Below are 22,722 nucleotides of genomic sequence, written 5' to 3' on the forward strand. Positions count from 1 at the left end.
CGGCCAGGCGTGACGGGGGCCCCTTGGATTGGGTCAATTTCTGAGCGGTTTCAAGTGGTTAGGCCATGGCCATGTCCCTGCGGGCTGATGCTGCCCTCACCCCCGGCCCCTCTCCCGAAGGGAGAGGGTTGGGGTGAGGGAAGTTGAGCCAGACTCGGACTCTCCCCCTCACCCCGGCATCCGCACCCGTCTCGACTGCTGCCCTATCGGCGTCGCCGCCGGCTGGCGGATCAGCGCCGCGCGCCATTCGTTGGCCGTGGCCGGGTCGCACGCTTGCAGCAGGTTTACCTTGTTCGCCACCAGCGTCGCCACCGGCACGCCGTCGCGGAACAGCAAGCGATTGCCCGCTACCGCCGGCACCTTGGCGCCGCCCAGCAGGGTTCCCAGCAGGTTCAACGGATCGCAGGCAGACAGGCTGGTGAGGCTGCCTTGCAGCGGACGCTTGCGCACCTCCCGCAGCAGGCCGACGGCCTCCGGTAGAGCGAACTGTTCGCCGGAAATGCCAGACACGAAACGCCCGCCACGAATCTCGCCGCGTGCCTCCAGGCGGTGGTAGACCCGCAGCAGGTCGCGCCAGGGCGGCAGCCAGTTCGCTTCCCGCTCCAGCATTCGCCAGCCCACCACGCCGTAGCGGCGCAGCAAGGTGCGTGCCACGTGCTCCAGGGCTTCGGCCGATACCTTGCCGCCAACCGCCTCCGGCTTGCCGCGCAACAGCGCCCAGCGTCCGGCGTCCTGCATGTTGGCCAGCGCCAGCCGCGCCCGACGGTCGTGGCGGCTACGGCGGGCGGCCGGCAACAGCAGCGAGCGTAAGCCGGCAAAGCTGTCGGCATTGGCCAGTCCCAGCGCCACCAGTTCGCCGAGGCAGTCTTCCAGCTCGCTGCGCAGCAGGCGGGCTTCGTCCATCAGCTCGTCGAAGAACAACGCGCCCTGGCTGGCCAGCACCTGACGTACCCGCTCAGCGCGCAGGGACGGCTCAGGCGCGGAGGCGTCCAGCAGACACGCGCGCCAAAGGCCCAGGCTATTGCGCGGCGACAACAGGATCGGCGTGCCGCGCACCGGTCCTGCCGCTGCCTTGCAGCGTCCGCCCAGCCGGCACCAGACGATGCGCCCGGCGCGGCACAGGTCGTCCAGCCAGTTGATGCCGTAGTCGGCCACCCGGCTCGGGAGGATGTCACTCTCCCAAGCCCCGGCAGCCGCCTCGAACCCCTCCAGCTGCCCCAGCACGCCAGCCAGTGCTTCGGCGCCGCGCACCTGGGCATTGGGCGCCACGCGCTGCCAGTCGAACAAAAAGCGCATGAAATCGGCCCGCTCCACCGGCTCGATCTCCCGGCGCAAGCGCTTGACCGTGTAGCGATGGATACGCGCCAGCAAGTGGCGTTCGCACCACTCTTGCTCCACCGCACCCGGCGTGAAACGGCCCCGCAGCACCTGCCCTTCGCGCTCCAGACTGGCCAGCGCAAAGGACAGCGTGGCGGGTGCCTGGCGCAAATCGGCAGAGAGCTTGCCCAGGGTCATTGGGCCAAAACCGCCCATCCGCGAACGCACCACCTCCACCCGCGCCGCGTCAGCATCCCATTCGGACGGGAACCCCGCCGGTACGGCGGTGGCCGGTTTGAGTACGGCACTCGGATAAAGGGCCCGTAAAGGTGCCAGGCGCTCAGCCGCCAGCCACAGCGCAGGCTTGCCCTCCAGCTGCAGGCAGGCAGCGCGGCGGGCCTTGGCCAGTTGGGTGAGCCAGGCGGGCCATCCGTCGTTGGCGTCCACCTCGGACTGGGTGATGCAGGCCAGGCTCAGCAGCGCTTCATGCATTTCGTCGGCATCGCGCACCTGAGGCCAGGCTTCCTCCACCACGGCGGCGATGGCGTCCAGGTCCAGGGCACCAAGGTCGTCGGCGGATTCCGGATCGCTCCAGCGGCGCTGCTGCACGGCCTGGGTGCGGCGCTCTTCCAGCGGCGCGTCATCGAGGAAGGCGTAGGGCCGCGCGCCGAGGATTTCCGCCGCCAGGGACGAGGGCGCCGGCAGGTCGCGGGCAATCAGTTCCACCTCTCCGCCCTCCATGCGCCGCAACAACGCCAGCCAGCCTTCGGTATCCATGGCCTCATGCAGGCAATCGTCCAGGGTCTGGGCCACCAGCGGGTGGTCGGGAATCTCGCGCTCGCCCACCAGGTTTTCCTGGCACGCCACCTGGTCGGGGAAGACGCTGGCCAGCAGGTCTTCGCTGCGCATGCGCTGGATCTGCGGCGCCACCTTGCGGCCGCCGGAAAATCTCGGCAGCGCCAGGGCGGCCGACGCGTTCCAGCGCCAGCGCACGCCGAACAAAGGCGCATCGAGAACCGCCTGGATCAGCACAGGCTCGGCGTTGTTGGAATGCAGATAACGCCAGACTTCATCCAGCGGGAAGCTGTGGCTGGTGGAGAGCGACAGGATCAACGCATCTTCGGTGGCCGCCGCCTGCAGTTCGAAGTTGAAACTGCGGCAGAAGCGCTTGCGCAGCGCCAGGCCCCAGGCGCGGTTGAGCCGGCTGCCGAAGGGCGAATGGATGATCAGCTGCATCCCACCGGATTCATCGAAGAAGCGCTCCATCACCAACCGCTGCTGGGTCGGCAAGGCCCCCAGCGAAGCCTTTGCCCGCGCCAGGTACTCGACTATCTGCCGCGCTGCCGCTTCGCCGAGGCCGATCTCCTCGCGCAGCCTCTCGATCGCCCGCTCGAACGGCTCCCCTCTCCCTCCGGGGGTGGGGGTGGGGGTGGGGGATGTCAGGTTCAGCTCGGTCTCCCTCAACAACTCTTCAACACGCGCCCGCAACCTCGCCACCCCCGCCGACAACTCATCCGTCCGCCCCGGCGCCTCCCCCAGCCAGAACGGAATGTTCGGCGGCTGCCCTTGGGCGTCCTCCACCCGCACCCGCCCCGGCTCCACCCGGAGGATGCGATAGGACTGGTTGCCCAGCTGGAACACGTCGCCGGCCAGACTCTCCACGGCGAAATCTTCATGCACACTGCCCACCGGCACGCCCTGGGGCTCCAGTACCACGGCATAGTCGGCGGTTTCGGGAATGGCGCCCCCGGAGGTGATGGCGGTCAGGCGCGCTGAGCGGCGGCCACGCAGGCGGCGATTGACCGCGTCGCGGTGCAGGTAGGCGCCACGCACGCCCTGGCGGCCGTTGTAGCCCTCGGAAAGCATCCTCACCAGAGCATCGAACTGCACCCGCGTCAGGTCCGCATAGGGCATGGCGCGGGTCATCAGCCGATACAGTTCGTCCTCGCCCCACTCCTGACTGGCCACTTCGGCCACCATCTGTTGCGCCAGCACATCCAGCGGCGCATGGGGAATGACCAGGGCATCAAGTTCGTCGCGGCGCGCGCAATCCAGCAGCGCCGCACATTCGATCAGGTCATCCCGCGATTGCGGGAACAATCGCCCCTTGGGCGTGCCGCCGACGCTGTGGCCGGACCGCCCGACCCGCTGCAGGAAAGCGGCGATGCTGCGGGGTGAGCCGAGCTGGCAGACCAGTTCCACATCGCCAATGTCGATGCCCAGTTCCAGCGAGGCCGTCGCCACCAGCACCTTGAGTTCACCGCGCTTGAGGCGTTGCTCGGCATCCAGGCGCAGGTCCCGCGCGAGGCTGCCGTGGTGGGCCGCCACTGCCGCGTTGCCGAGGCGCTCGGAGAGATGGCGGCTGGCGCGCTCGGCCAGGCGCCGGGTGTTGACGAAAACCAGGGTGGTGCGGTGCTCGGCCACCAGCTCAGCCAGGCGGTCGTAGACCTTTTCCCAGGCCTCATGGCTCAGCACCGCTTCCAGCGGCACGGGAGGCACTTCGATGGAGAGGTCGCGTTCGCAGCTGTAGCCCACATCGACCACAGCACAGGCGTCACGCCCCTGCCCCATGAGGAACGCCGCCACCCGCTCGATGGGCTTCTGGGTAGCAGACAGGCCGATACGCAGCAGCGGCCGGCCACACAGCGCCTCCAGCCGCTCGGCGCTGAGCATCAGGTGGCTGCCGCGCTTGCTTCCGGCGATGGCATGGATTTCGTCGATGATCAGGCTGCGGCAGCCGGCCAGCATGGCGCGGCCGGAGTCGGAGCCCAGCAGGATGTAGAGGGATTCGGGGGTGGTTACCAGGATGTGTGGTGGGCGCTTGCGCATGGCATCGCGCTCGGCCTGGGGCGTATCGCCGGTCCGCACCGCGGTGCGGATATCCACATCCGCCAGCCCCTGGCGCGCCAGCTCGGCACGAATCCCCGCCAGCGGCTCTTCGAGGTTGATGCGGATGTCGTTGGACAGTGCCTTGAGCGGCGAGACATAAACCACGCTGCAGCGATCCGGCAGGCCGACTTGCTTGAGGCCCTCGTGGACCAGCTCATCGATGGCGGAGAGGAAGGCCGTGAGGGTTTTGCCCGAGCCGGTGGGCGCCGCCACCAGGGTGCTTTGCCCGCCACGAATCGCCGGCCAGGCAAGGTCCTGGGCCGCCGTGGGTGCGGCGAAACGTGCGCGAAACCAGGCGACGACAGCGGGATGGAAGCCCTCCAGCGCAGCCGGGATGGATTGGCGGGTCGAGGTCATGACACCCACTATGGTTGCCACCGGGCAGCGGCTCAAGGGGGACGGACCGATGGTCGCCATGCCGCTTATCGGCTGCACGCGTTCCGCCAGTCGTGGCCACTGGCGGGCCACTAAACTGAAAGTGTCCCGCGATTGCGGGACACGGAAGGAGCCTCTCCAGCTCCGCACGACTCGGCTGCCGCGGCTCCTTCCACAACCCCCTCCCGTTTCCCCGCCGCCGCATTTCGCAGTCGCCCCGGCCAGCTGAATGCCCCCTTTCCAAAGGAGGAGAGGCAGTGGACGAATCCAGACTCAATGAGTTCATGGGCAAGCTGGTCGCTGATATGGGCGGCGCGGCCATGCTGGCCAACATCATCGTCGGCGACGAACTCGGCCTGTATCGCGCCATGGCCGATAGCCAGCCGGTCAGCCCGGAAGACCTGGCTGCGAAAACGGGCTGCAATGCGCGTTTGCTACGGGAATGGCTGAGCGCCCATGCGGCCTCCGGTTACATGGAGCACGACAACGGACGCTTCCGCCTGCCCGAAGAACAGGCGCTGGCCCTAGCCATTGAAGACTCGCCGGTGTACGTGGCCGGCGGTGCCTCGGTGATCGCCGCCCTGTTCCACGACAAGGACAAACTGGTCACGGCGATGCGCGGCGATGGCGGGCTGGCCTGGGGCGATCACCATCCCTGCATGTTCAGCGGCACCGAGCGCTTCTTCCGCCCCGGCTACCGCGCCCACCTGGTGACCGAGTGGCTACCGGCCCTGGACGGCGTAGTGGACAAACTGAAGGCCGGCGCCAAGGTCGCCGATGTCGGCTGCGGCCACGGTGCTTCTACCGTGATCCTGGCCGAGGCCTTTCCGGCCTCGCGCTTCATCGGCTTCGACTACCACGGCCCGTCTGTCGAAACCGCGACCCAGCGCGCCAAGGACGGCGGCGTGGCGGATCGCGCCAGCTTCATCCAGGCCAGTGCCAAGGACTACCCCGGCGACGGCTTCGACCTGATCTGCTACTTCGACTGCCTGCACGACATGGGCGACCCGGTGGGTGCCGCCAGGCACGCCTGGCAGACGCTGAAACCCGATGGCACCGTGCTGCTGGTGGAACCCTTCGCCAACGACGACCTCGACAGCAACGCAACCCCGGTCGGCCGCCTGTTCTACTCGGCCTCCACCTTCATCTGCACGCCCAACTCCCTGTCCCAGGAGGTGGGGCTCGGCCTCGGCGCCCAGGCTGGCGAGGCACGCCTGCGCAAGGTGTTCGAAGAAGCCGGGTTCACGCAGTTCCGCCGGGCCACGGAAACGCCATTCAACCTGATCCTGGAAGCACGCAAGTGAGGCACCCGGTGGGCGGCAATCCGGCCGCCCACTTCTCCTCGGGCTTGAACATCTCCAAGAAAGTCCTTGTCAGACAGACGGTAATCTCGCTATTACGCTGAATCATGACTGCCGAATCCATCCTGCAATAAATCCTTAACGTCGTAATGCCCAGATAAGAAACACCGCCTCAACCTGCGCCATGGATCACGGCGCCCCGCATTCCGCCGCGTCGGCCGACCGGCCTTCCGGCATCGTTGCAAGGAAATTCCGAATGCCCAGAAGACAAGTCATCAATGCCCAGGTCAGCCCCAAGGGCGCCCTCGACACCCTCTCCCAGCTGGAAGTGCATCAGCTCAGCGAAGCCGGTTCCGGTCGCATGTACCAGCTCTTCCGCCAGTGCGCCCTGGCCATCCTCAATACCGGCGCGCATAGCGACAACGCCAAGACCATCCTTGACGCCTACAAGGACTTCGAAGTACGCATCCACCAGCAGGACCGCGGCGTGCGCCTGGAGCTGATCAACGCCCCGGCTGACGCCTTCGTCGACGGTGAGATGATCGCCAGCACCCGCGAGATGCTGTTCAGCGCCCTGCGCGACATCGTCCACACCGAGAACGAACTGAAGAGCCGCCGCTTCGACCTGGACAGCTCGGAGGGCATCACCGACTACGTCTTCCACCTGCTGCGCAACGCCCGCACCCTGCGTGCCGGGGTGGAGCCGAAGATCGTCGTGTGCTGGGGCGGCCACTCCATCAGCACCGACGAATACAAGTACACCAAGAAGGTCGGCCACGAACTGGGCCTGCGCAGCCTGGACGTCTGCACTGGTTGCGGCCCCGGCGTGATGAAGGGCCCGATGAAGGGCGCCACCATCGGCCACGCCAAGCAGCGCACCCACGGTGGCCGCTACCTGGGCCTGACCGAGCCGGGCATCATCGCAGCCGAAGCGCCCAACCCTATCGTCAACGAGCTGGTGATCCTGCCGGATATCGAGAAGCGTCTGGAGTCCTTCGTCCGCGTTGGCCACGGCATCGTCATCTTCCCGGGCGGCGTGGGCACGGCGGAGGAGTTCCTCTACCTGCTCGGCATCCTGATGCACCCGGACAACCACGACCTGCCCTTCCCCCTGGTGCTCACCGGGCCGAAGAGTGCCGCCGCCTACCTGGAGCAGTTGCACGCCTTCGTCGGTGCCACCCTGGGCGAGGCTGCGCAGCGTCGCTACAAGATCATCATCGACAACCCGGCGGAAGTGGCCATCGAAATGGCCCAGGGCCTGAAGACGGTGAAGCAGTTCCGCCGCGAGCGCGCGGATGCCTTCCACTTCAATTGGCTGCTGAAGATCGACGAACACTTCCAACGCCCGTTCGAACCCACCCACGAGAACATGGCCAGCCTCGACCTGAGCCGCAGCCTGCCGCCACACGAACTGGCCGCCAACCTGCGCCGGGCGTTTTCCGGCATCGTGGCTGGCAACGTGAAAGACAAGGGCATTCGCCTGATCGAGCAGCACGGTCCTTATGAAATCCACGGCGATGCCGCGGTGATGCAGCCGCTGGACGAGTTGCTCCAGGCATTCGTGCGCCAGCACCGCATGAAGTTGCCGGGCGGCGCGGCCTATGTGCCCTGCTACCAGGTGGTGCAGAGCGCGGCGGCTGAGCTGGCGGGCTGAGGTCCCACAGGAACGAAATTTCGGGCCGAACACTTGTAGAAGCGAATTTATTCGCCAAGGGCGACGCAGTTGCCCCTAGCTCCATTGGGCAGGCCGTTGGCCTGCCTGGCGAATGAATTCGCCCCTACAGAAAACGCCCAGCGTGCCCCATCACAGGATTTCCGGACACAAGGGTGGATGGCGCTTTTTCATCCACCATCGGCGCAATGCCAGGCCTCGAATGGTGGACCGGTGAAGCGTGGTCCCCCTACGGCAGGAGCCCATCATTCGCCCAAGGCGTGGCACGAGGCACCACAGTCGCGGGATGGCGCTGACGGGGCTAGTCTCTCCGGGACGTTCGACAGGGGGAAAAGCGCCATGCGATCCAGCCTTGCCTCCGGCGTGACACGCCGGGAAATCTGGGCCTGGGCGATGTTCGACTTCGCCAACTCCGGCTACACCACAGTGATCATCACCGCCGTCTTCAATGCCTACTTCGTCGCCGTCGTGGCCGAAGGCAAACCCTGGGGCACCCTGGCCTGGACCAGCACCCTCGCCGTGTCCTATGCACTGGTGATCTTCACCGCGCCGCTGATCGGCGCCTATGCCGACGCTACCGCCGGCAAGAAGCGCCTGCTGCTGTTCAGCACCCTCGGCTGCGTGGTGTTTACCGCCGCGCTAGCCCTGGCCGGACCGGGCGCCCTGGCCCTGGCGGTACTCTTCGTGGTGCTGTCGAACTTCTGCTTCGGCACCGGGGAGAACCTGATCGCCGCCTTCCTCCCCGAACTCGCCCGCGACGATGCCCTGGGCCGGGTGTCCGGCTGGGGTTGGGGACTGGGCTACATTGGCGGACTGGTCAGCCTGGGCGCCTGCCTGGGGTACGTCAGCTGGGCGCAAGGCCAGGGACAAACGGCAGCGCAGTTCGTACCGGTATGCGTGATCATCACCGCGCTGCTCTTCGCCCTCGCCAGCACCCCGACCTTCCTCTACCTGAAAGAACGCAGCCAGCCGCAACCGGCCACGGCGGACGGCGCCTGGGCACGCTTCGCCCAGACCCTGCGCGAGGCGGGCCGCTTCCGCGACCTGCTGCGCTTTCTTGCCTGCACCGTCTGTTACCAGGCAGGGATTGCCGCAGTGATCAGCCTGGCGGCCATCTACGCCAATCAGGTAATGGGCTTCTCTACCCAGGACACCCTGCTGCTGATCTTCATCGTCAACATCACCGCCTCGATCGGCGCCGTGCTGTTCGGCTGGTTGCAGGACCGCATCGGCCACCGCCCCACGCTGGCGCTGACCCTGCTGGGCTGGATGGCCATGGTGGGGATGATCTGGCTGGCCAGCGGTCCGGGGCTGTTCTGGGTCGCCGCCAACATTGCCGGCCTGTGCATGGGCGCCAGCCAGTCGGCGGGACGCGCCATCGTCGGCCTGCTCGCCCCGCCCACCCGGCTGGCGGAGTTCTATGGGCTCTGGGGCCAGGCGGTGAAGCTCTCCGCCATCCTCGGTCCCATGACCTACGGCCTGGCCAGTTGGCTGTCCGGCGGCGACCACCGCCTGGCCATGCTGATCACCGGCAGCTACTTCGTGATCGGCCTGCTGCTGCTCGCCAGCGTGCGCCTGGAACGCGGGCGGCGCGCGGCGCTGGCCGGTTGAGGCGTCAGACACCGAACCAGTTCAGGGCTTCCGGGCGGGTATTAAGATAGAGGTGCTTCACCTCGCTGAACTCATCCAGCCCAGCCCGCGACAGCTCGCGGCCAATCCCGCTGGACTTGTAGCCGCCCCAGGGCGCCTGGGGGAAGGCCGCGTTGTAATCGTTGATCCACACCGTGCCGGCCCGTAGCCGACGGGCCACGCGATGGGCCGTGGCGAGGTCGCGGGTCCAGACGCCGGCGGCGAGGCCGAAGGGCGTGTCGTTGGCCAATTGCAGCGCCTCGGCTTCGCCCTCGAAACGCTCGACGGTGATCACCGGACCAAAGATTTCCTCGCGGGCGATGCGCATGGACGCACGCACGTTGCCCAGCAGGGTGGGTTCCAGCCAGTACCCCCGCTCGAATTCGCTGCCCTGCGGAATCCGCCCGCCAGCCAATAGACGGGCGCCTTCTTCCAGCGCGACGTTCACCATGCCCAGCACCTGATCGCGCTGGCCAGCGGAGATCACCGGGCCCATCTGCGTGCCGTCGGCCAGCCCATCGCCCAGGCGAATGCGTCGCACGCGGTCGGCCAGCGCCTGGACGAACTCATCGTGGATACCGGCTTCCACCAGCAGCCGCGAGCCCGCCGAACAGACCTGGCCGGCGTTGAAGTAAACGGCGTTGAGCGCCTGGTCCAGCGCCACCTCGAAATCGGTATCGGCGAAGACGATGTTGGGGTTCTTGCCCCCCAGCTCCAGCGCCACCCGCTTGAAGTTGCCGCTGGCCGCGCGCATCACCTTGCCGCCAGCGGTAGCGCCTCCAGTCAGGGACACCAAGTCCACATCCGCGCTGGCGGCCAGTTGCTCGCCGATATCACCCGGCCCGGTGAGCAGGTTGAATACGCCTTCCGGCAGGCCGACCCGCTCGATCAGTTCGCACAGACGCAAGGCCGTCAGCGGCGTCATGCTGCTGGGCTTGACCACCAGCGTGTTGCCAGCGGCCAGTGCCGGGGCAACCTTCCAGGCCAGTTGCAGCAACGGATAGTTCCAGGGCGCGATCAGCGCGCAGACGCCCACCGGCTCGCGCTGGTTATAGCTGATGACATGGGCCGGTGCATGGGTGTTGAGCGTGCCCCCCTCACCTTCCAGCAAGGCCGCGTAGAAGCGGAAAGTGGCGACTACATTGGCTACGTCGCCCAGGCTTTCGCCCAGGGTCTTGCCGGCGTTGAGGGTTTCCAGCCGCGCCAGCTGCTCGCAATCGGCCTCGATGGATTCGGCGATACGCCGCAGAATCGCGGCCCGCGCGCGCACGCCCAGCCACGGCCAGTCGCCCTGGTCGAAGGCCTTGCGTGCAGCGCTGATGGCCGCGTTGGCATCCACTGCACCCGCCACCGCCACCTGTGCCAACACCGCCTCGTTGGCCGGGTTGATCACCGGCCGCAGTCGGGGTTCGACGGGGTCGCGCCAGTGGCCGTCGATGAAGAGTTGATGGGTCGCCATGGAGCATCTCCTGAGTTAGTGCTGAAGGTGGCGTCACTGTCGGTCAGCCCGAGTGCCTGCAGTTGATGGAATGCGGCGAATCGCTGGCGCATTGCGTCGGTTGAACGAACGCGCCAATGAAGGTCGCACTGCATCAAGTCGCCAGGGTTCGGCGGCCTAGACTCGACTCCAGCCACCCACCCCACATGGAGCCCCCATGGACACGCACGAACACTGGCAGGCGCGAGTCGATCTCGCCTGCGCCTTCCGCTGGGCCGCCCGCCTGGGCCTGCACGAAGCCATCGCCAACCACTTCAGCCTGGCGGTGTCCGCCGATGGCCGGCAGTTCCTGATCAACCCGTATGGCAAGCACTTCGCGGAGATCCGCGCCAGCGACCTGATACTGGTCGACGCCGACGACCCGAGCACCCTCGACCGTCCCGACGCCCCGGACATCACGGCCTGGGCCCTGCACGGCGCCCTGCACCGCAACCAGCCGCAGGCCCGCTGCGTACTGCATACCCACTCGAAGTACGCCACCGCCCTGGCCTGCCTGGCCGACTCGCGGCTGCCGCCCATCGAGCAGAACTGCATGCGCTTCTTCGAGCGCGTGGCAATCGATGGGGGTTTCGATGGCATGGGCCTGGGCGATGAAGCCGAACGGGTCAGCCGGCTGCTGGATGGCAAGCCGGTGCTGCTGATGGGCAACCACGGCGTGATGGTCGCCGCCACCAGCGTGGCCCAGGCCTTCGACGACCTCTACTACTTCGAGCGCGCCTGCGAGACCTACATCACCGCCCTGGCCACCGGCCGGCCACTGCGCATCGCCAGCGACGAGGTGGCGCGCAAGACGGCACGGCAGTGGCTGGATTATCCGGACTTCGCCGAAAAGCATTTCGCCGCGCTCAGGCGAATGCTGGATCGGGACGAGGTGGAGTATCGGTTGTGAGGGGAGGAGCTCCCTGTGCAACGGTTCCCTGTAGGAGCGACTTCAGTCGCGAAAGCAGATCGCAGATCTGCCATTGGAAATTCGAGCCGGCCCGGCCCGCTCCCCTCACCCCAACCCCGCTCTGCGCCCCGGCCAGTTCACTTCGCGCCCTGGCGCTCATCGGCACCGAAAGCGGTGCTTTCGAAAGCGTGCCTCTTCGCCCCAGAGGGAGAGGGGGCTGTCCGTGCGGATTTCCATTTTGGGGTTTTCCCTGTGGGGGCGATTTCAATCGCTGAGCAGATCGAAGATCTGCCCGTCCCTACGCCCCTTGCCGCGTCAGCGGCTGGCGCATCACCGGGGCGGTCCAGGTCTGGCTGCGGTCTTCGCTGGGCGGGCAGCCGAAGCGGGCGCGGTAGGCACGGGAAAAATGCTCCAGGGAACCGAAACCGGAGCTGGCGGCGACCTGGGCGACACTGAGGTTGGTCTGTTGCAGCAGGTTATGGGCACGGGCCAGGCGCAGGGCGATGTAGTACTTCAGCGGCGAGAGCCCGGTGTGCTGCTTGAACTGGCGCTCCAGTTGCCGGCGCGACAGGCCGACGCGACTGGCGATGGCCTCGCAGTCCAGGGGTTCTTCCAGCGTCTGTTCCATCAGCCGGACGGCGCGGCGCAGCTTGCCTTCGTGCAGCGGCTCGCCCTTCTGGCCATCGTCCAGCTGACGCTCGGTGGGCGCCCGCACTTGCCCCACCAGCAGGTGCATGCCGATCTCCCGCGCCAGGTCGGCATCCACGCTGTTACCCAGCCAGGTGAGCATCATGTCGAGGGTGGCGGCGGCACCGGCGCAGGTCAGGCGCTGGCGATCCTGGCAATAGAGCTGAGCACGGGAGCGCACCTTGGGGTAGCTCTCCTGGAAGCCCGGCAGGTTGTCCCAGTGCACCGCCGCGTCGTAGCCATCCAGCACGCCGGCAGCGGCTAGTAGTTCAGTGCCGGTTTCCACCCCCACCAGCACGGCACCGAACAACGCCTGCTTGCGCAGCCAGCTCTTCAGCAGGTTGTTGCGGCGGTGCCGGTGTACGTCAAAGCTGGCGATGACGAAGCAGAGGTCGAACTCCTGCTCCGGGCTGATGCAGGCCTGCACCTGACTCGACAGGCCATTGCTGGCCTGCACCGGCTGGCCATCGAGGGACAGCAGCGTCCACTCGAACAGCGGCTTCTGGCTCAGCCAGTTGGCGATGGCCAGCGGTTCGGCGACCGCCGCCAGCCCCAGGCTGGGGAATGACGGCAACAACAACAGGCCAACGCGCAGCGTGCAGTCGTCGGTCAGGGAGCGCTCCCTGGAGTTCAGGCCTTCCACGTTCGGCACCTCTCGTCAGTGCTCTGGTTATCGTTGCTGTCCACGCCAGTCCGGATGGCTCCACACCGGAACCCCGGCCCGGGACAGGGGCGCCAAGCCACGGATCATATCGCTGGCCTTCTCGGCAATCATAACGGTCGGTGCATTGGTGTTGCCGCTGACGATGACCGGCATGATCGACGCGTCCACGACCCGCAGCCCCTCCAGCCCATGCACCCGCAGTTCAGGGTCGACCACCGCCTCGGGGTCGGAAGCCAGACCCATCTTGCACGTGCCGCTGGCGTGGTAGCCGGTTTCGGTCACGCGCCGGGCCCAGGCATCCAGGGCCTGGTCGCTGAGGCTTTCCGGCCCCGGCACCAGCTCCTTGCCTTTCAGCGCGCGCATGGCCGGCTGCTCGATGATCTCCCGCACCAACCGCGCACCGGCACGCATGTCGGCGCGGTCCTGCTCGGTCTTCAGGTAGTTGAACTGGATGCGCGGCGACAGATGTGGGTCGGCGCCGCGCAGGGTGACGCTGCCGAGGCTGGTGGGGCGCATCAGGTCTATATGGATCTGGAAGGCGTGCGACGGCACCAGGTCGACGCTGCCCGGCTGCACCGCGAGCGGCATGAAGGTGAGCTGCAGGTCCGGGTGCTCCACGCCCGCCCGCGAGCGGATGAAGGCGCCGGCCTCGAAGTGGTTGCTGGCCGCCAGGCCGTCGTGGCTGACGAACCAGCGAGCACCTATCCACCATTTGCCCGGTGCACGGGTCCAGGGGTAGATGGACACCGGCTGCTTGCACAGGTACTGCACGACGGTGTCCGGGTGGTCGTTTAGGCGCCGGCCGACGCCGGGCAGGTCGTGCACCAGCGGCAGGCCATGGGCACGGATTTCCTCCGCCGGACCGACGCCCGACAGCAACAGCAACTGCGGCGAGTTGATCGCCCCGGCGGCAAGGATGACTTCGCGGCGGGCGCGGGCCTGATGCACCTGGCCGTTTTGCTCGTACTCGATGCCGCAGGCGCGGCGCCCCTCGAAGAGGATGCGCAGGCTTAGCGCGCCGGTAGCGACCGTGACATTGCCGCGTTGCAGCGCTTCGGCCAGATAGCCACGGGCGGTGCTCCAGCGCCGGCCTTTGCGGGTGGTGCGATCCACTGGGCCAAAGCCTTCCTGGCGGAAGCCATTGAGGTCACGACTCTGCCCATAGCCCGCTTCCACTCCAGCCTGGACGAAGGCGGAACAGAGCGGCGTATCGATGTTGCCCGCAGTCACGTGCAGGTGCCCGGCGTCGCCGTGGTAGGCATCTGCGCCGTGTTCGTGGTTTTCCGCGCGGATGAAGTAGGGCAGCACTTCCTGGTAGCTCCAGCCGTGGCAGCCCTGCTCCGCCCAGCTGTCATAGTCGCGGGCATGGCCACGGATGTAGACCATGCCGTTGATGGATGACGAGCCACCCAGGGTACGCCCGCGAGGGGTGCCGATGCGGCGATTGTCCAGCCAGGGCTCGGGCTCGGTGCTGTAGCTCCAGTTGTAGCGGCTGCCACCGACCACGATGCCCACGGCCGAAGGCATGTCGATGGTCCAGCTCTGATCCGGTGGACCGGCTTCCAGCACCAGCACCTTCACCCCCGGCTCGGCGCCCAGACGGTTGGCCAGCACGCAGCCGGCCGAACCGGCGCCGACGATCAGGTAGTCGAACTCATGTGCGGACATGGCACCTCCTCCGGAAACGGGCTCAGGCCCGCTCCTCGCCGTGGATGCCCTGGAACACCAGGCGATGGAAGTGATGCACCAGGTGCTCGCTCTCGTTGCTGCGCTGGGCGTCGATCATGTAGCGGCCCTGGTCGTAACCGAGGGAATGCAGGCCCTTCTGCACGGTGATGTTGAGTTCGATGTCCTCCGGCCCCAGCTCTTCGTTCATCCAGCGCATGCAGGCCTTGCTGACTTCCGCCGTCTCCTCGTTCGAGCTGTAGTAGCCGAAGCGCAGCAGGGAGCGCTCGGCATCCAGCGGAATCATGATGAAGGTGCCGAGGAACTCGGAGAACGGGAAGGTGTAGAAGGTGTTGTTCGGCCACATGCCGATGTTGAAGAAGCACTCGTCCGGGTTCAGCTCGTTCTTCAGTTTCACCCCGTAGGCTTCGCCGGCCTGGAGGTTGGCCGGGGCGATGTAGGTCCACCAGTTGTCGCGCTTGGTCAGGCGGTAGCCCTTGAAGTCGATCAGCTTGGCCAGGTCGATGTGGCAGGGGCCGGACAGCTTGAAGTGATAGCCCTCGATGGAGTTGTCCATGATCACCTTCCAGTTGGCCGGCACGATCACGTCCTGCTCCTCGATCAGGCGCATGCGCTCGAGGTTGGGGAACACCCGGTGCATCTCCTCGTTGGCGCCGGGGAACAGCTCGGCCAGGGACGGCGCGTTAGGGTCGAGGTTGAAGTAGATGAAGCCGCCCAGCTCCTCCACCCGCACTTGCGGAATGCTGAACTGCTGCTGGTCGAAGTCCTTCATGCGCTCGCAACGCGGTGCGCTGCGCAGGCTGCCGTCCATCTCGTAGCACCAGGAGTGGTAGGCGCAGCGCACCACGCCGCCGGTGGTGCCGCGACGACCTTCCAGCAGGCGGTTGCCGCGGTGCTGGCAGACGTTATGGAAGGCGCGGATCTCGCCCTTCATGCTGCGCGCCACCACCACGCTCTGGTCGAACAGGTCCACCACCACGTACTGGCCCGGCTCGTGGAACTCGCTCTTGTGCCCGGCCACATGCCAGGCGTGCATGAAAATGCGGTCGCGCTCGGCCTTGAACAGGCTCTCATCGAAGAAATAGCGGGACGGCAGGGTGAAGGCGGTTTCGGGGTCCTGCTGGTCCCAGCCTTCGACGGAAGTTTGCAGCTTGATGGCTTCGACGGATTGCATGATCGGTACTCCTCCCAGGTGATCTTCGTGCGGCTCGACGGCCTGCTTCGGAAGCCAATCTAGGGGAGCGGAAATCGGCGGAGTTGACGTCAAGCGACGAGTTGCCAGCGCAAAAGATCAACGCCCTCCCCCGCCGTTTCTGGCTGCGGCAGAAGATGTCGTTTCCCATCAAGTCGCCGGTTCAGGCCCCCCTATGCTCGGGCAGGCGAAGGGGCCTTGAGAGCCCCGCTGCATCCCGCCGACTTCTGCCGTAGCCGCCCGATAGGAGCGTCAACCATGTCGAAGAAAGTCCTGTGCCTGCTCGCTGCATCCCTGTTCACCACCACCTCGCTCAACGCCCTGGCGGCCGAACCCGCCAGTTGCCAGACCGTGCGCCTGGCGGAAGTCGGCTGGGCCGATATCTCTGCCACCACCGGCCTGGCCACCACTGTGCTCAAGGGCCTGGGCTACAAGCCGCAAACTCAACTGGCCTCAATTCCCATGGCCTACATGGGCATGGAGAAGCGCAACATCGACGTCTATCTGGGCGCCTGGATGCCCTCGATGGAAGTGATTGCCAAGCCCTTCCTGGACAAGGGCAGCGTGGAGAAGGTGCGCACCAACCTGCTGGGCGCCAAGTACACCTTGGCGGTACCGGAATACACCTTCAATGCCGGGCTGAAGGACTTCAAGGACATCGGCCGCTTTCGTCAGCAGCTGGAAGGGCGCATCTACGGCATCGAGCCGGGCAATGATGGCAACCTCCTGATCCAGGGACTGATCGACAAAGGCCAGTTCGGCCTGAACGGCTTCAAGCTGGTGGAGTCTAGCGAGGCCGGCATGCTGGTGCAGGTGCGCCGTGCCGTGCAGGCGCAGAAGCCCGTGGTGTTCCTGGCCTGGGCGCCACACCCGATGAACACGAAATTCGCCATCCGCTACCTCAGCGGCGGCGACGCCAGCTTCGGCCCCGACTATGGCAGCGCGGTGGTGGATACCCATACCCGCAAGGGCTACAGCGAGCAATGCGGCAACGTTGGAACCCTGCTGAAGAACCTGGAGTTCAGCCTGACCATGGAAAACCAGATCATGGGCGCCATCCTTGACGACAAGGAACAACCCGAGGCTGCTGCAAAGGCCTGGTTGAAGGCCAATCCGCAAGTGCTGGAGCAGTGGCTGGCGGGGGTGACCACCTTTGACGGCGAGGCGGCGCTGCCGGCAGTGAGAGGTAACCTCGGGTTGTAGGCATGACGCTCGTGGCATTCTCGTAGGGTGCGCTGCGCGCACCGCATCGGCGCGCGCAGCAACGCCCGCTTCGCGAATGAATTCGCAAACAAGGTGCGCACGGTGTTCAGCCGGGGGACATAGGTAACGGGTGTCGGGAGACATGGGTAACGCATTTAGGCTTACGGAATCCTTCGACTCTGGAGTTCGAGCGATGCCGTGGCAGGAGTGCACCACCATGTCGATTCGACGCGAGTTTGTGCGGTTGGCCGAACAACCGCAGAGCAACGTGCGGGAGCTGTGTCGGCGCTACGGCATCAGCCCGAAAACCGCCTACAAATGGTTACAGCGCCACCGCGAGCACGGCGATGCGGGGTTGCAGGAGCGCTCACGCCGGCCGTTGCACAGCCCTGGGCGCAGCGACCCGGACTTGGAACAGGCGGTGGTGCAGTTGCACCACCGTTTCCCGTATTGGGGCGCCCGCAAGCTGCGCGGCCTGCTGCCGGCCGCGTTCGAGCGTCCCCACCACAGCACCCTCGACGCCATCCTCCGCCGCCATGGTTGCCGGGTGCGCTACCACGCCGAGGAGGCCGAAGCTCCGGCCACGCAGCGCTTCGAGCACTGCCAGCCGAACGAGCTCTGGCAGATGGACTTCAAGGGCCACTTCCCGCTCGCCGACGGCCGCTCGTCGCGCTGCCACCCGTTGACGCTGTTGGATGATCACTCACGCTTTGCCCTCTGCCTGGAGGCCTGCGAGGGCGAGCGCCTCGAACTGGTTCGACCGCACCTGATCCAGGTCTTTCGCCGCTATGGCCTACCGCGCCGGATCACCGCCGACAACGGTCCGCCCTGGGGCTCGAACATCGCGGGCGGCCTGTCCGCCCTGGAGGTCTGGCTGATGCGGCTCGGCATCGAGGTCAGCCACAGCCGCCCTCATCATCCGCAGACCCAGGGCAAGCTGGAACGCTTCCACCAGACACTCAAGCGCGAGTTACTGCAGCGCTCGTTTCGCGACTTGGCGCACTGCCAGCAGGCGATGGCGCACTGGCGGGAGCAGTACAACCACGACCGCCCGCATGAGGCGCTGGGCCAACTGCCACCGATCACGCGCTACCAGCCAAGCCGGCGCAGCTACCCGGAGCAATTGCCTGAACTGGACTACGAACCGGGCGACCGGGTGCTCAAGGTCGGCCGCGTCGGCCAGGTCAGTTTCCAGGGACGCAGCCTGTTCGTCGGCGGGGGGCTGTACGGGGAACGCGTCGCTCTCCGCCCCACCGCCGTCGATGGCGTCTACGATGTGGTGTTCATCCACAAGACCCTGCGCCAAGTCGACTTGAGACCGGGCAAAACATGATCATCAACCCGTTACCCATGTCTCCCGACAAGCGTTACCCATCTATCCCGGCTGAACACACCGCACCCTACAGATGCGGGATGCGCCTTAAGGACGCCGCCGATCTAGACTGCTTCCATTCCCTCCGAAAGGAAGCGCCATGCCTGACGCCACGGAAGTCCTGCTCGATTTCGCCAGCGCGCTGGCCGCCGGCCTGCTATAGGTGCCGAGCGCGGCTGGCGCGAGCGCAACAAGGAAGCCCTGCGGCTGGTGGCGGGCATTCGTTCTTTCGGCCTGACCGGGCTGATCGGCGGGTTTGCTGCCTTTCTCGGCGAGCAGTTCGGCACGGCGGTGTGGGTGGCGATCTTCGCCGGCTTCGCGGTGCTGGTGATCGCCTCCTACTTCGGCGAGCTGGTCTACATTGGCGACCTCGGCCTTTCCACCGAGCTGGCGCTGCTGATCACCTTCCTCCTCGGCAGCCTGGCGGTGGCCGGCCACCATGTGCTGTCCGCCTCCGGCGCGGTCGTCGTCGCCCTGCTGTTGAGCCTCAAGGACACCCTGCATCACGCTCTGGAGCGGCTCAGCGAAGAAGAACTGCTGGCCGCCCTGAAGCTGCTGTTCATTTCTGTAGTGATGCTGCCGGTGCTGCCGAACAAGGGCTACGGCCCCTGGGAGGTGTTCAACCCCTATGCCACCTGGTGGATGGTGGTGCTGATTGCCGCGTTGGGCTTCGCCGCCTACTTCGCCATCCGCCTGGTAGGCACCCAGCGCGGGCTGCTGCTGACGGCGTTGCTCGGCGGGACCGTGTCGTCCACCGCCATGACCATCACCCTTTCCCACCTGCAGGAACACCGTGCCCTGCGTCCGCTGCTGGCGGCGGGCCTGCTGGCCACCTCGGCACTGATGTTCCCCCGCGTACTGCTGGAAGTCGGGCTGGTGAATCCGGCGCTGCTGCCGCGTCTGGCCTGGCCCCTGGGGCTTGCGGCGCTGATCTATGCCGGCGGTGCGCTGTTCTACTGGCGGGTGGCGGCCAACGCCGAATCGCCCAATGCCGAACCGCCGCTGAAAAACCCCTTCGAGCTGGGCCCGGCCCTGCGCTTCGCCGCGCTGCTGGCACTGATCCTGCTGCTGGTGGAGGCGGCGCGTCGCTACCTGGGGGATGTGGGCGTCTACCTGGTCTCGCTGCTCTCAGGGCTCACCGATGTGGATGCCATCACCCTGTCGCTGGCCGGAGGCGCGAACCGGGAACTGGGGGCGGAAGTGGCGGTGCGCGGCATCTTCCTCGCGGTGCTGAGCAACAGTCTGGTGAAGGCCGGCCTGATTGCGGTGATCGGTGGCAAAGGGCTGGCGCTGCGCACCTTTCCCTTCATCGGCGGGGGCCTGTTGCTGGGGACGGTTGCCTTGCTGATGGTGTGACCTCGAAGTTGAAGGTTCAGCGCTTCAGGAAGCCCTTCAGCAACTCACCGACCCGCTCCCCCAGCTCCTGATTGGCCGAGAGCTGCAGCCCGCGCGCCAGCTCGCTGTCCACCACCTGCTCCACCAGCGGACGCAGCGCCAGCAACTGGCGATTGAGGTCATTCAGTTCGCTGACATGGGGCAGGCTGCTGGAGAGCAGCGGGTTGACCAGGTGCTCGACGATCATCCGCACGATGCCGGCCGACACCGGTTCCACCTGGCGACGGATGGCGGCGAACTGCTCCAACAGCGCGTCCAGCGGAATCCCTGAGCGGTAGAGCTGCACCCCGGCGCTGAACACCCGCGGGTTGAGCACGCGCAGGTGGTCGCCAGCGAACTCGATCAGGCCCAGTTCGCGGGCACGGTCCATGTTGTCGTCGGTGAGGTCGGCGCCGAACAGCACCTGCACTTCATCGAAGCCCAGGCGCGTCGGCTCGACCAGGTTCCAGGCGCCGACGATGGCCTGCTCCAGCCCCAGCACATGAGCGAGATCCCGGCCCTGCTCCCAGGCCTCCAGCAGCTCGCGAATGCTGGCGATGCTGTAGCCGCGCTCCAGCAGTTGGCCGATCAGCCGCAACCGCGCCAGGTGCTCACCGTTGTAGATGCCCACCCGCCCGCGACGCTCGGGCGGCGGCAGCAGGCCACGATCCTGATAGGCGCGCAGGTTGCGCACGGTGGTGCCGGCCTCGACGGCCAGTTCATCCACCGTGTATTCGGCATCTGGCATCGCCGGAGCCTCGGCGGCCTGGTTGAACAGCTTGTGGAGAAAGGAGGGGACGTTTTTCATGGGCCGGATCATATCGCCGCCCCTCTTCCGCCAACAACAGCGCCCGGATTGGCCCAACCATTGGCTGGACTTGCCGCACAAAGCGACCCGCCGCGCCGCAAAAAACTCGTCACAGGCGCTCTATCCTGCGCCTTGCAGCCCTTCGGTAACGCAGTAACAGCGCACCTGTCGAGCACAGCGACGCTATGGCCAGGCCCGGATTTCCTGTTCAAGAATAACCGTGACATTGACTGATGTAACAGTTGCAACACGGAGATCGCCATGCCAGCCCCAGCCCTCAGCGCCCACGACCTGTCCGGTTCGGCACTGCGCCCGCAAATCGCCACCCAGCAGGTGGCCGCATGAACGCCCCGCTGCCTCGGGAACCACAGCGCTTTGCCGTGAAAGGCGATGGCGTGGAGCTGGCCGCCTACCGCTGGGGCAATGCCGCCGGCCCAACCTTGTTGCTGGTGCATGGCTACCCTGACAACCATCAGGTCTGGCTGCCGCTGATCCGCGAACTGGCCGCCGACTACCAGATCATCGCCTACGACGTGCGCGGCGCCGGCGCCTCGGACATCCCGCGCAAGACCCGCGACTACCGGCTGGAACAACTGGCCAATGACCTGGAAGCGGTGATCGAGGCCGCCAGCCCGAACCGCCCGGTGCACCTGATAGCCCATGACTGGGGCTCGATCCAGTCCTGGGAGGCGGTGACCGAGCCGCGCATCCAGCCGCTGCTGGCCTCCTACACCACGGTTTCAGGCCCCTGCCTCGATCACGTCGGCCATTGGATGCGTGCCCGTCTGAAGGAGAAACGCCCGCGCGCCATCGGCCAAGTGATCGGGCAACTGCTCAGTTCCTGGTACATCGGCTTCTTCCACACCCCATTGCTGCCGGAACTGCTCTGGCGTGCGGGGCTCGCCCGCGCCTGGCCGACCGTGCTGCAGCGCCTGGAAGGCGTGCGCGAATCGCGTCCCAACCCGACTCAGGCATCCGATGGCCAGCATGGCGTGAAGCTCTACCGCGCCAACTTCATCACCAGCCTGTTCCGCCCACGCCAACGACCGACCGGGGTGCCGGTGCAACTGATCGTCCCCACCCGCGACCGTTTCGTGCGTCCACAACTGTTCCAGGACCTGGATCGGTGGGTGCCGCGTCTGTGGCGTCGTGAAGTGGCCGCCGGGCATTGGCAACTGATGGCCGACCCGAGCCGCCTGGCCGCCTGGATCCGGGAGTTCGTTGACCATCTGGAGGCCTGCCGTGACTGAAGGAAACCGCCTGGAGCAACGCAAGGTACGCTTCGACTTCACCGACACACCGCTGCACTGGGTGCCCGGCGAGCCGGAGGCCTCGCACATCATGAACACCCTGCACCTGATCCTGCCAGCCGGGGAGTTCTGGTTCTGCCGGGTCTACAACAAGGCCCTGCCGCTGATCACCGATGAGCGCCTGCGCGATGATGTGCGCGGCTTCGTGCGCCAGGAAGCGCAGCATGCCCGCGCCCATGACAGTGCGCTGGTGCCCTATCTGGAACGCTATGGCATCGACCCCACGCCGTTCACCAGGGGCATCTACTGGCTGTTCGAGAAGGTGCTGTGCGACTACCCCCTGGGCGAAAGCGCCATCACGCGCTGGCTGCAACCCTGGTGGTTGCGCCAGCGGGTTGGGCTGATCGCGGCGGTGGAGCATTTCACCTGCGTGCTGGGCAACTGGATCATCACCACCCGCGGCCTGGACAATGCCGACCCGGTGATGCTCGACCTGCTGCGCTGGCACGGCGCCGAGGAGGTGGAGCATCGCTGCGTGGCCCACGACCTGCACGTACACCTGAAAGGCAGCCTGCTGATGCGCTGGTTCTACATGCTGGTGGCCAGCGGTGCGCTGATCTTTCTGTTCAGCCGCGCCATGCGCACGCTGATGCGCCAGGACCCGGCCACGCGCTATCGCCCGGGGTTCCTCCGCCTCTGGCATGCCCTGGGCAAACGCGACCTGCTGCCGCCCATGGGCAGTATCGGTATGGCGGTGCTGCGCTACTTCCGACCGGACTTCCATCCGCGCACTGAAGGGGACCTGCAGGTGGCGCTGGATTACCTCGCCAGTTCACCGGCCGCACAACGGGCTGCGGCGGAGGTGACGGGTTGAACTGGAGAGGCGAATTCATTCGCCAAGCAGGCCGCAGGGCTG

At 66.5% G+C, this 22,722-nt stretch carries 14 protein-coding genes and 1 pseudogene; 9 read left to right on the top strand and 6 right to left on the bottom strand.

Going from position 1 to position 22,722, the window contains the following annotated elements; all coding sequences use genetic code 11:
- Nucleotides 1-168: 168 nt before the first annotated feature.
- A complete protein-coding gene (locus THL1_RS21835; protein ID WP_069085192.1) occupies nt 169-4,563 on the bottom strand; it encodes a DEAD/DEAH box helicase in 4,395 nt (1,464 codons plus the stop codon).
- 275 nt (nt 4,564-4,838) lie between these two features.
- Between THL1_RS21835 and THL1_RS21840 the strand changes: the two genes are divergently transcribed.
- The 3 genes from THL1_RS21840 to THL1_RS21850 all read left to right on the top strand — a co-directional run bounded on the left by THL1_RS21840 (nt 4,839) and on the right by THL1_RS21850 (nt 9,165).
- The gene (locus tag THL1_RS21840) at nt 4,839-5,885 is read left to right on the top strand and encodes a class I SAM-dependent methyltransferase (RefSeq protein ID WP_069085193.1); all 1,047 of its coding nucleotides are present in this window, start codon (nt 4,839-4,841) and stop codon (nt 5,883-5,885) included.
- A gap of 253 nt (nt 5,886-6,138) precedes the next feature.
- The gene (gene ppnN / locus THL1_RS21845) at nt 6,139-7,536 is read left to right on the top strand and encodes a nucleotide 5'-monophosphate nucleosidase PpnN (RefSeq protein ID WP_069085194.1); all 1,398 of its coding nucleotides are present in this window, start codon (nt 6,139-6,141) and stop codon (nt 7,534-7,536) included.
- 357 nt (nt 7,537-7,893) lie between these two features.
- Complete coding sequence (locus THL1_RS21850) at nt 7,894-9,165, top strand: MFS transporter (RefSeq protein ID WP_069085195.1); 1,272 nt, start codon at nt 7,894-7,896, stop codon at nt 9,163-9,165.
- A gap of 4 nt (nt 9,166-9,169) precedes the next feature.
- Here THL1_RS21850 and THL1_RS21855 read toward each other — a convergent pair whose 3' ends face one another.
- A complete protein-coding gene (locus THL1_RS21855) occupies nt 9,170-10,642 on the bottom strand; it encodes an aldehyde dehydrogenase family protein (RefSeq protein ID WP_069085196.1) in 1,473 nt (490 codons plus the stop codon).
- A 196-nt stretch (nt 10,643-10,838) separates the two neighbouring features.
- Here THL1_RS21855 and THL1_RS21860 point away from each other — a divergent pair, with 196 nt between their 5' ends.
- Nucleotides 10,839-11,570 (top strand): class II aldolase and adducin N-terminal domain-containing protein, encoded by a 732-nt coding sequence (locus THL1_RS21860; RefSeq protein ID WP_069085197.1) that lies wholly within the window; start codon nt 10,839-10,841, stop codon nt 11,568-11,570.
- 298 nt (nt 11,571-11,868) lie between these two features.
- Here THL1_RS21860 and THL1_RS21865 read toward each other — a convergent pair whose 3' ends face one another.
- From THL1_RS21865 to THL1_RS21875, 3 genes are read right to left on the bottom strand one after another with little or no spacing between them, the layout of a single operon-like run.
- Nucleotides 11,869-12,900: a GlxA family transcriptional regulator gene (locus THL1_RS21865; RefSeq protein WP_069085198.1), complete on the bottom strand. Its 1,032-nt coding sequence runs from the start codon at nt 12,898-12,900 to the stop codon at nt 11,869-11,871.
- Between the two features lie 27 nt (nt 12,901-12,927).
- Nucleotides 12,928-14,589 carry a choline dehydrogenase gene (locus THL1_RS21870; protein WP_069085199.1) on the bottom strand — a complete coding sequence of 554 codons (1,662 nt, stop codon included), beginning with the start codon at nt 14,587-14,589 and terminating at the stop codon, nt 12,928-12,930.
- Nucleotides 14,590-14,611: 22 nt separating this feature from the next.
- Nucleotides 14,612-15,781: an aromatic ring-hydroxylating oxygenase subunit alpha gene (locus tag THL1_RS21875; protein ID WP_069085200.1), complete on the bottom strand. Its 1,170-nt coding sequence runs from the start codon at nt 15,779-15,781 to the stop codon at nt 14,612-14,614.
- A 276-nt stretch (nt 15,782-16,057) separates the two neighbouring features.
- Here THL1_RS21875 and THL1_RS21880 point away from each other — a divergent pair, with 276 nt between their 5' ends.
- The 3 genes and pseudogenes from THL1_RS21880 (at nt 16,058) to THL1_RS21890 (ending at nt 19,730) form a co-directional block, all read left to right on the top strand.
- Nucleotides 16,058-17,002, top strand: coding sequence for a choline ABC transporter substrate-binding protein (locus tag THL1_RS21880; protein WP_069085201.1), 945 nt, complete (start codon nt 16,058-16,060; stop codon nt 17,000-17,002).
- A gap of 193 nt (nt 17,003-17,195) precedes the next feature.
- On the top strand, nt 17,196-18,335 hold the full coding sequence (locus THL1_RS21885) for an IS481 family transposase (RefSeq protein WP_069081451.1): 1,140 nt from the start codon (nt 17,196-17,198) through the stop codon (nt 18,333-18,335).
- Between the two features lie 139 nt (nt 18,336-18,474).
- Nucleotides 18,475-19,730 (top strand): annotated as a pseudogene (locus THL1_RS21890) (MgtC/SapB family protein).
- A gap of 16 nt (nt 19,731-19,746) precedes the next feature.
- Here THL1_RS21890 and THL1_RS21895 read toward each other — a convergent pair.
- Entirely contained in the window at nt 19,747-20,556 is an 810-nt protein-coding gene (locus THL1_RS21895) for a MerR family transcriptional regulator (protein ID WP_069086600.1), read from the bottom strand.
- 341 nt (nt 20,557-20,897) lie between these two features.
- On the opposite strand from THL1_RS21895, the gene THL1_RS21900 reads away from it, so the two are divergent.
- Nucleotides 20,898-21,806 (top strand): alpha/beta fold hydrolase, encoded by a 909-nt coding sequence (locus THL1_RS21900; RefSeq protein WP_069085202.1) that lies wholly within the window; start codon nt 20,898-20,900, stop codon nt 21,804-21,806.
- Nucleotides 21,799-22,680, top strand: a complete 882-nt coding sequence (locus THL1_RS21905) for a metal-dependent hydrolase (RefSeq protein WP_069085203.1) — start codon at nt 21,799-21,801, stop codon at nt 22,678-22,680. The genes THL1_RS21900 and THL1_RS21905 overlap by 8 nt, the downstream gene beginning before the upstream one ends.
- The last annotated feature ends 42 nt before the right edge of the window (nt 22,681-22,722 follow it).

It is taken from the genome of Pseudomonas sp. TCU-HL1 (assembly GCF_001708505.1).
GTDB lineage: Bacteria > Pseudomonadota > Gammaproteobacteria > Pseudomonadales > Pseudomonadaceae > Metapseudomonas.

Coding starts and splice junctions, on each gene's coding strand:
- THL1_RS21895 (WP_069086600.1), bottom strand. CDS start 20,556: ATGAAAAACGTCCCCTCCTTTCTCCACAAGCTGTTCAACCAGGCCGCC.
- THL1_RS21860 (WP_069085197.1), top strand. CDS start 10,839: ATGGACACGCACGAACACTGGCAGGCGCGAGTCGATCTCGCCTGCGCC.
- THL1_RS21885 (WP_069081451.1), top strand. CDS start 17,196: ATGCCGTGGCAGGAGTGCACCACCATGTCGATTCGACGCGAGTTTGTG.
- THL1_RS21855 (WP_069085196.1), bottom strand. CDS start 10,642: ATGGCGACCCATCAACTCTTCATCGACGGCCACTGGCGCGACCCCGTC.
- THL1_RS21880 (WP_069085201.1), top strand. CDS start 16,058: ATGTCGAAGAAAGTCCTGTGCCTGCTCGCTGCATCCCTGTTCACCACC.
- THL1_RS21875 (WP_069085200.1), bottom strand. CDS start 15,781: ATGCAATCCGTCGAAGCCATCAAGCTGCAAACTTCCGTCGAAGGCTGG.
- THL1_RS21850 (WP_069085195.1), top strand. CDS start 7,894: ATGCGATCCAGCCTTGCCTCCGGCGTGACACGCCGGGAAATCTGGGCC.
- THL1_RS21870 (WP_069085199.1), bottom strand. CDS start 14,589: ATGTCCGCACATGAGTTCGACTACCTGATCGTCGGCGCCGGTTCGGCC.
- ppnN (WP_069085194.1), top strand. CDS start 6,139: ATGCCCAGAAGACAAGTCATCAATGCCCAGGTCAGCCCCAAGGGCGCC.
- THL1_RS21900 (WP_069085202.1), top strand. CDS start 20,898: ATGAACGCCCCGCTGCCTCGGGAACCACAGCGCTTTGCCGTGAAAGGC.
- THL1_RS21835 (WP_069085192.1), bottom strand. CDS start 4,563: ATGACCTCGACCCGCCAATCCATCCCGGCTGCGCTGGAGGGCTTCCAT.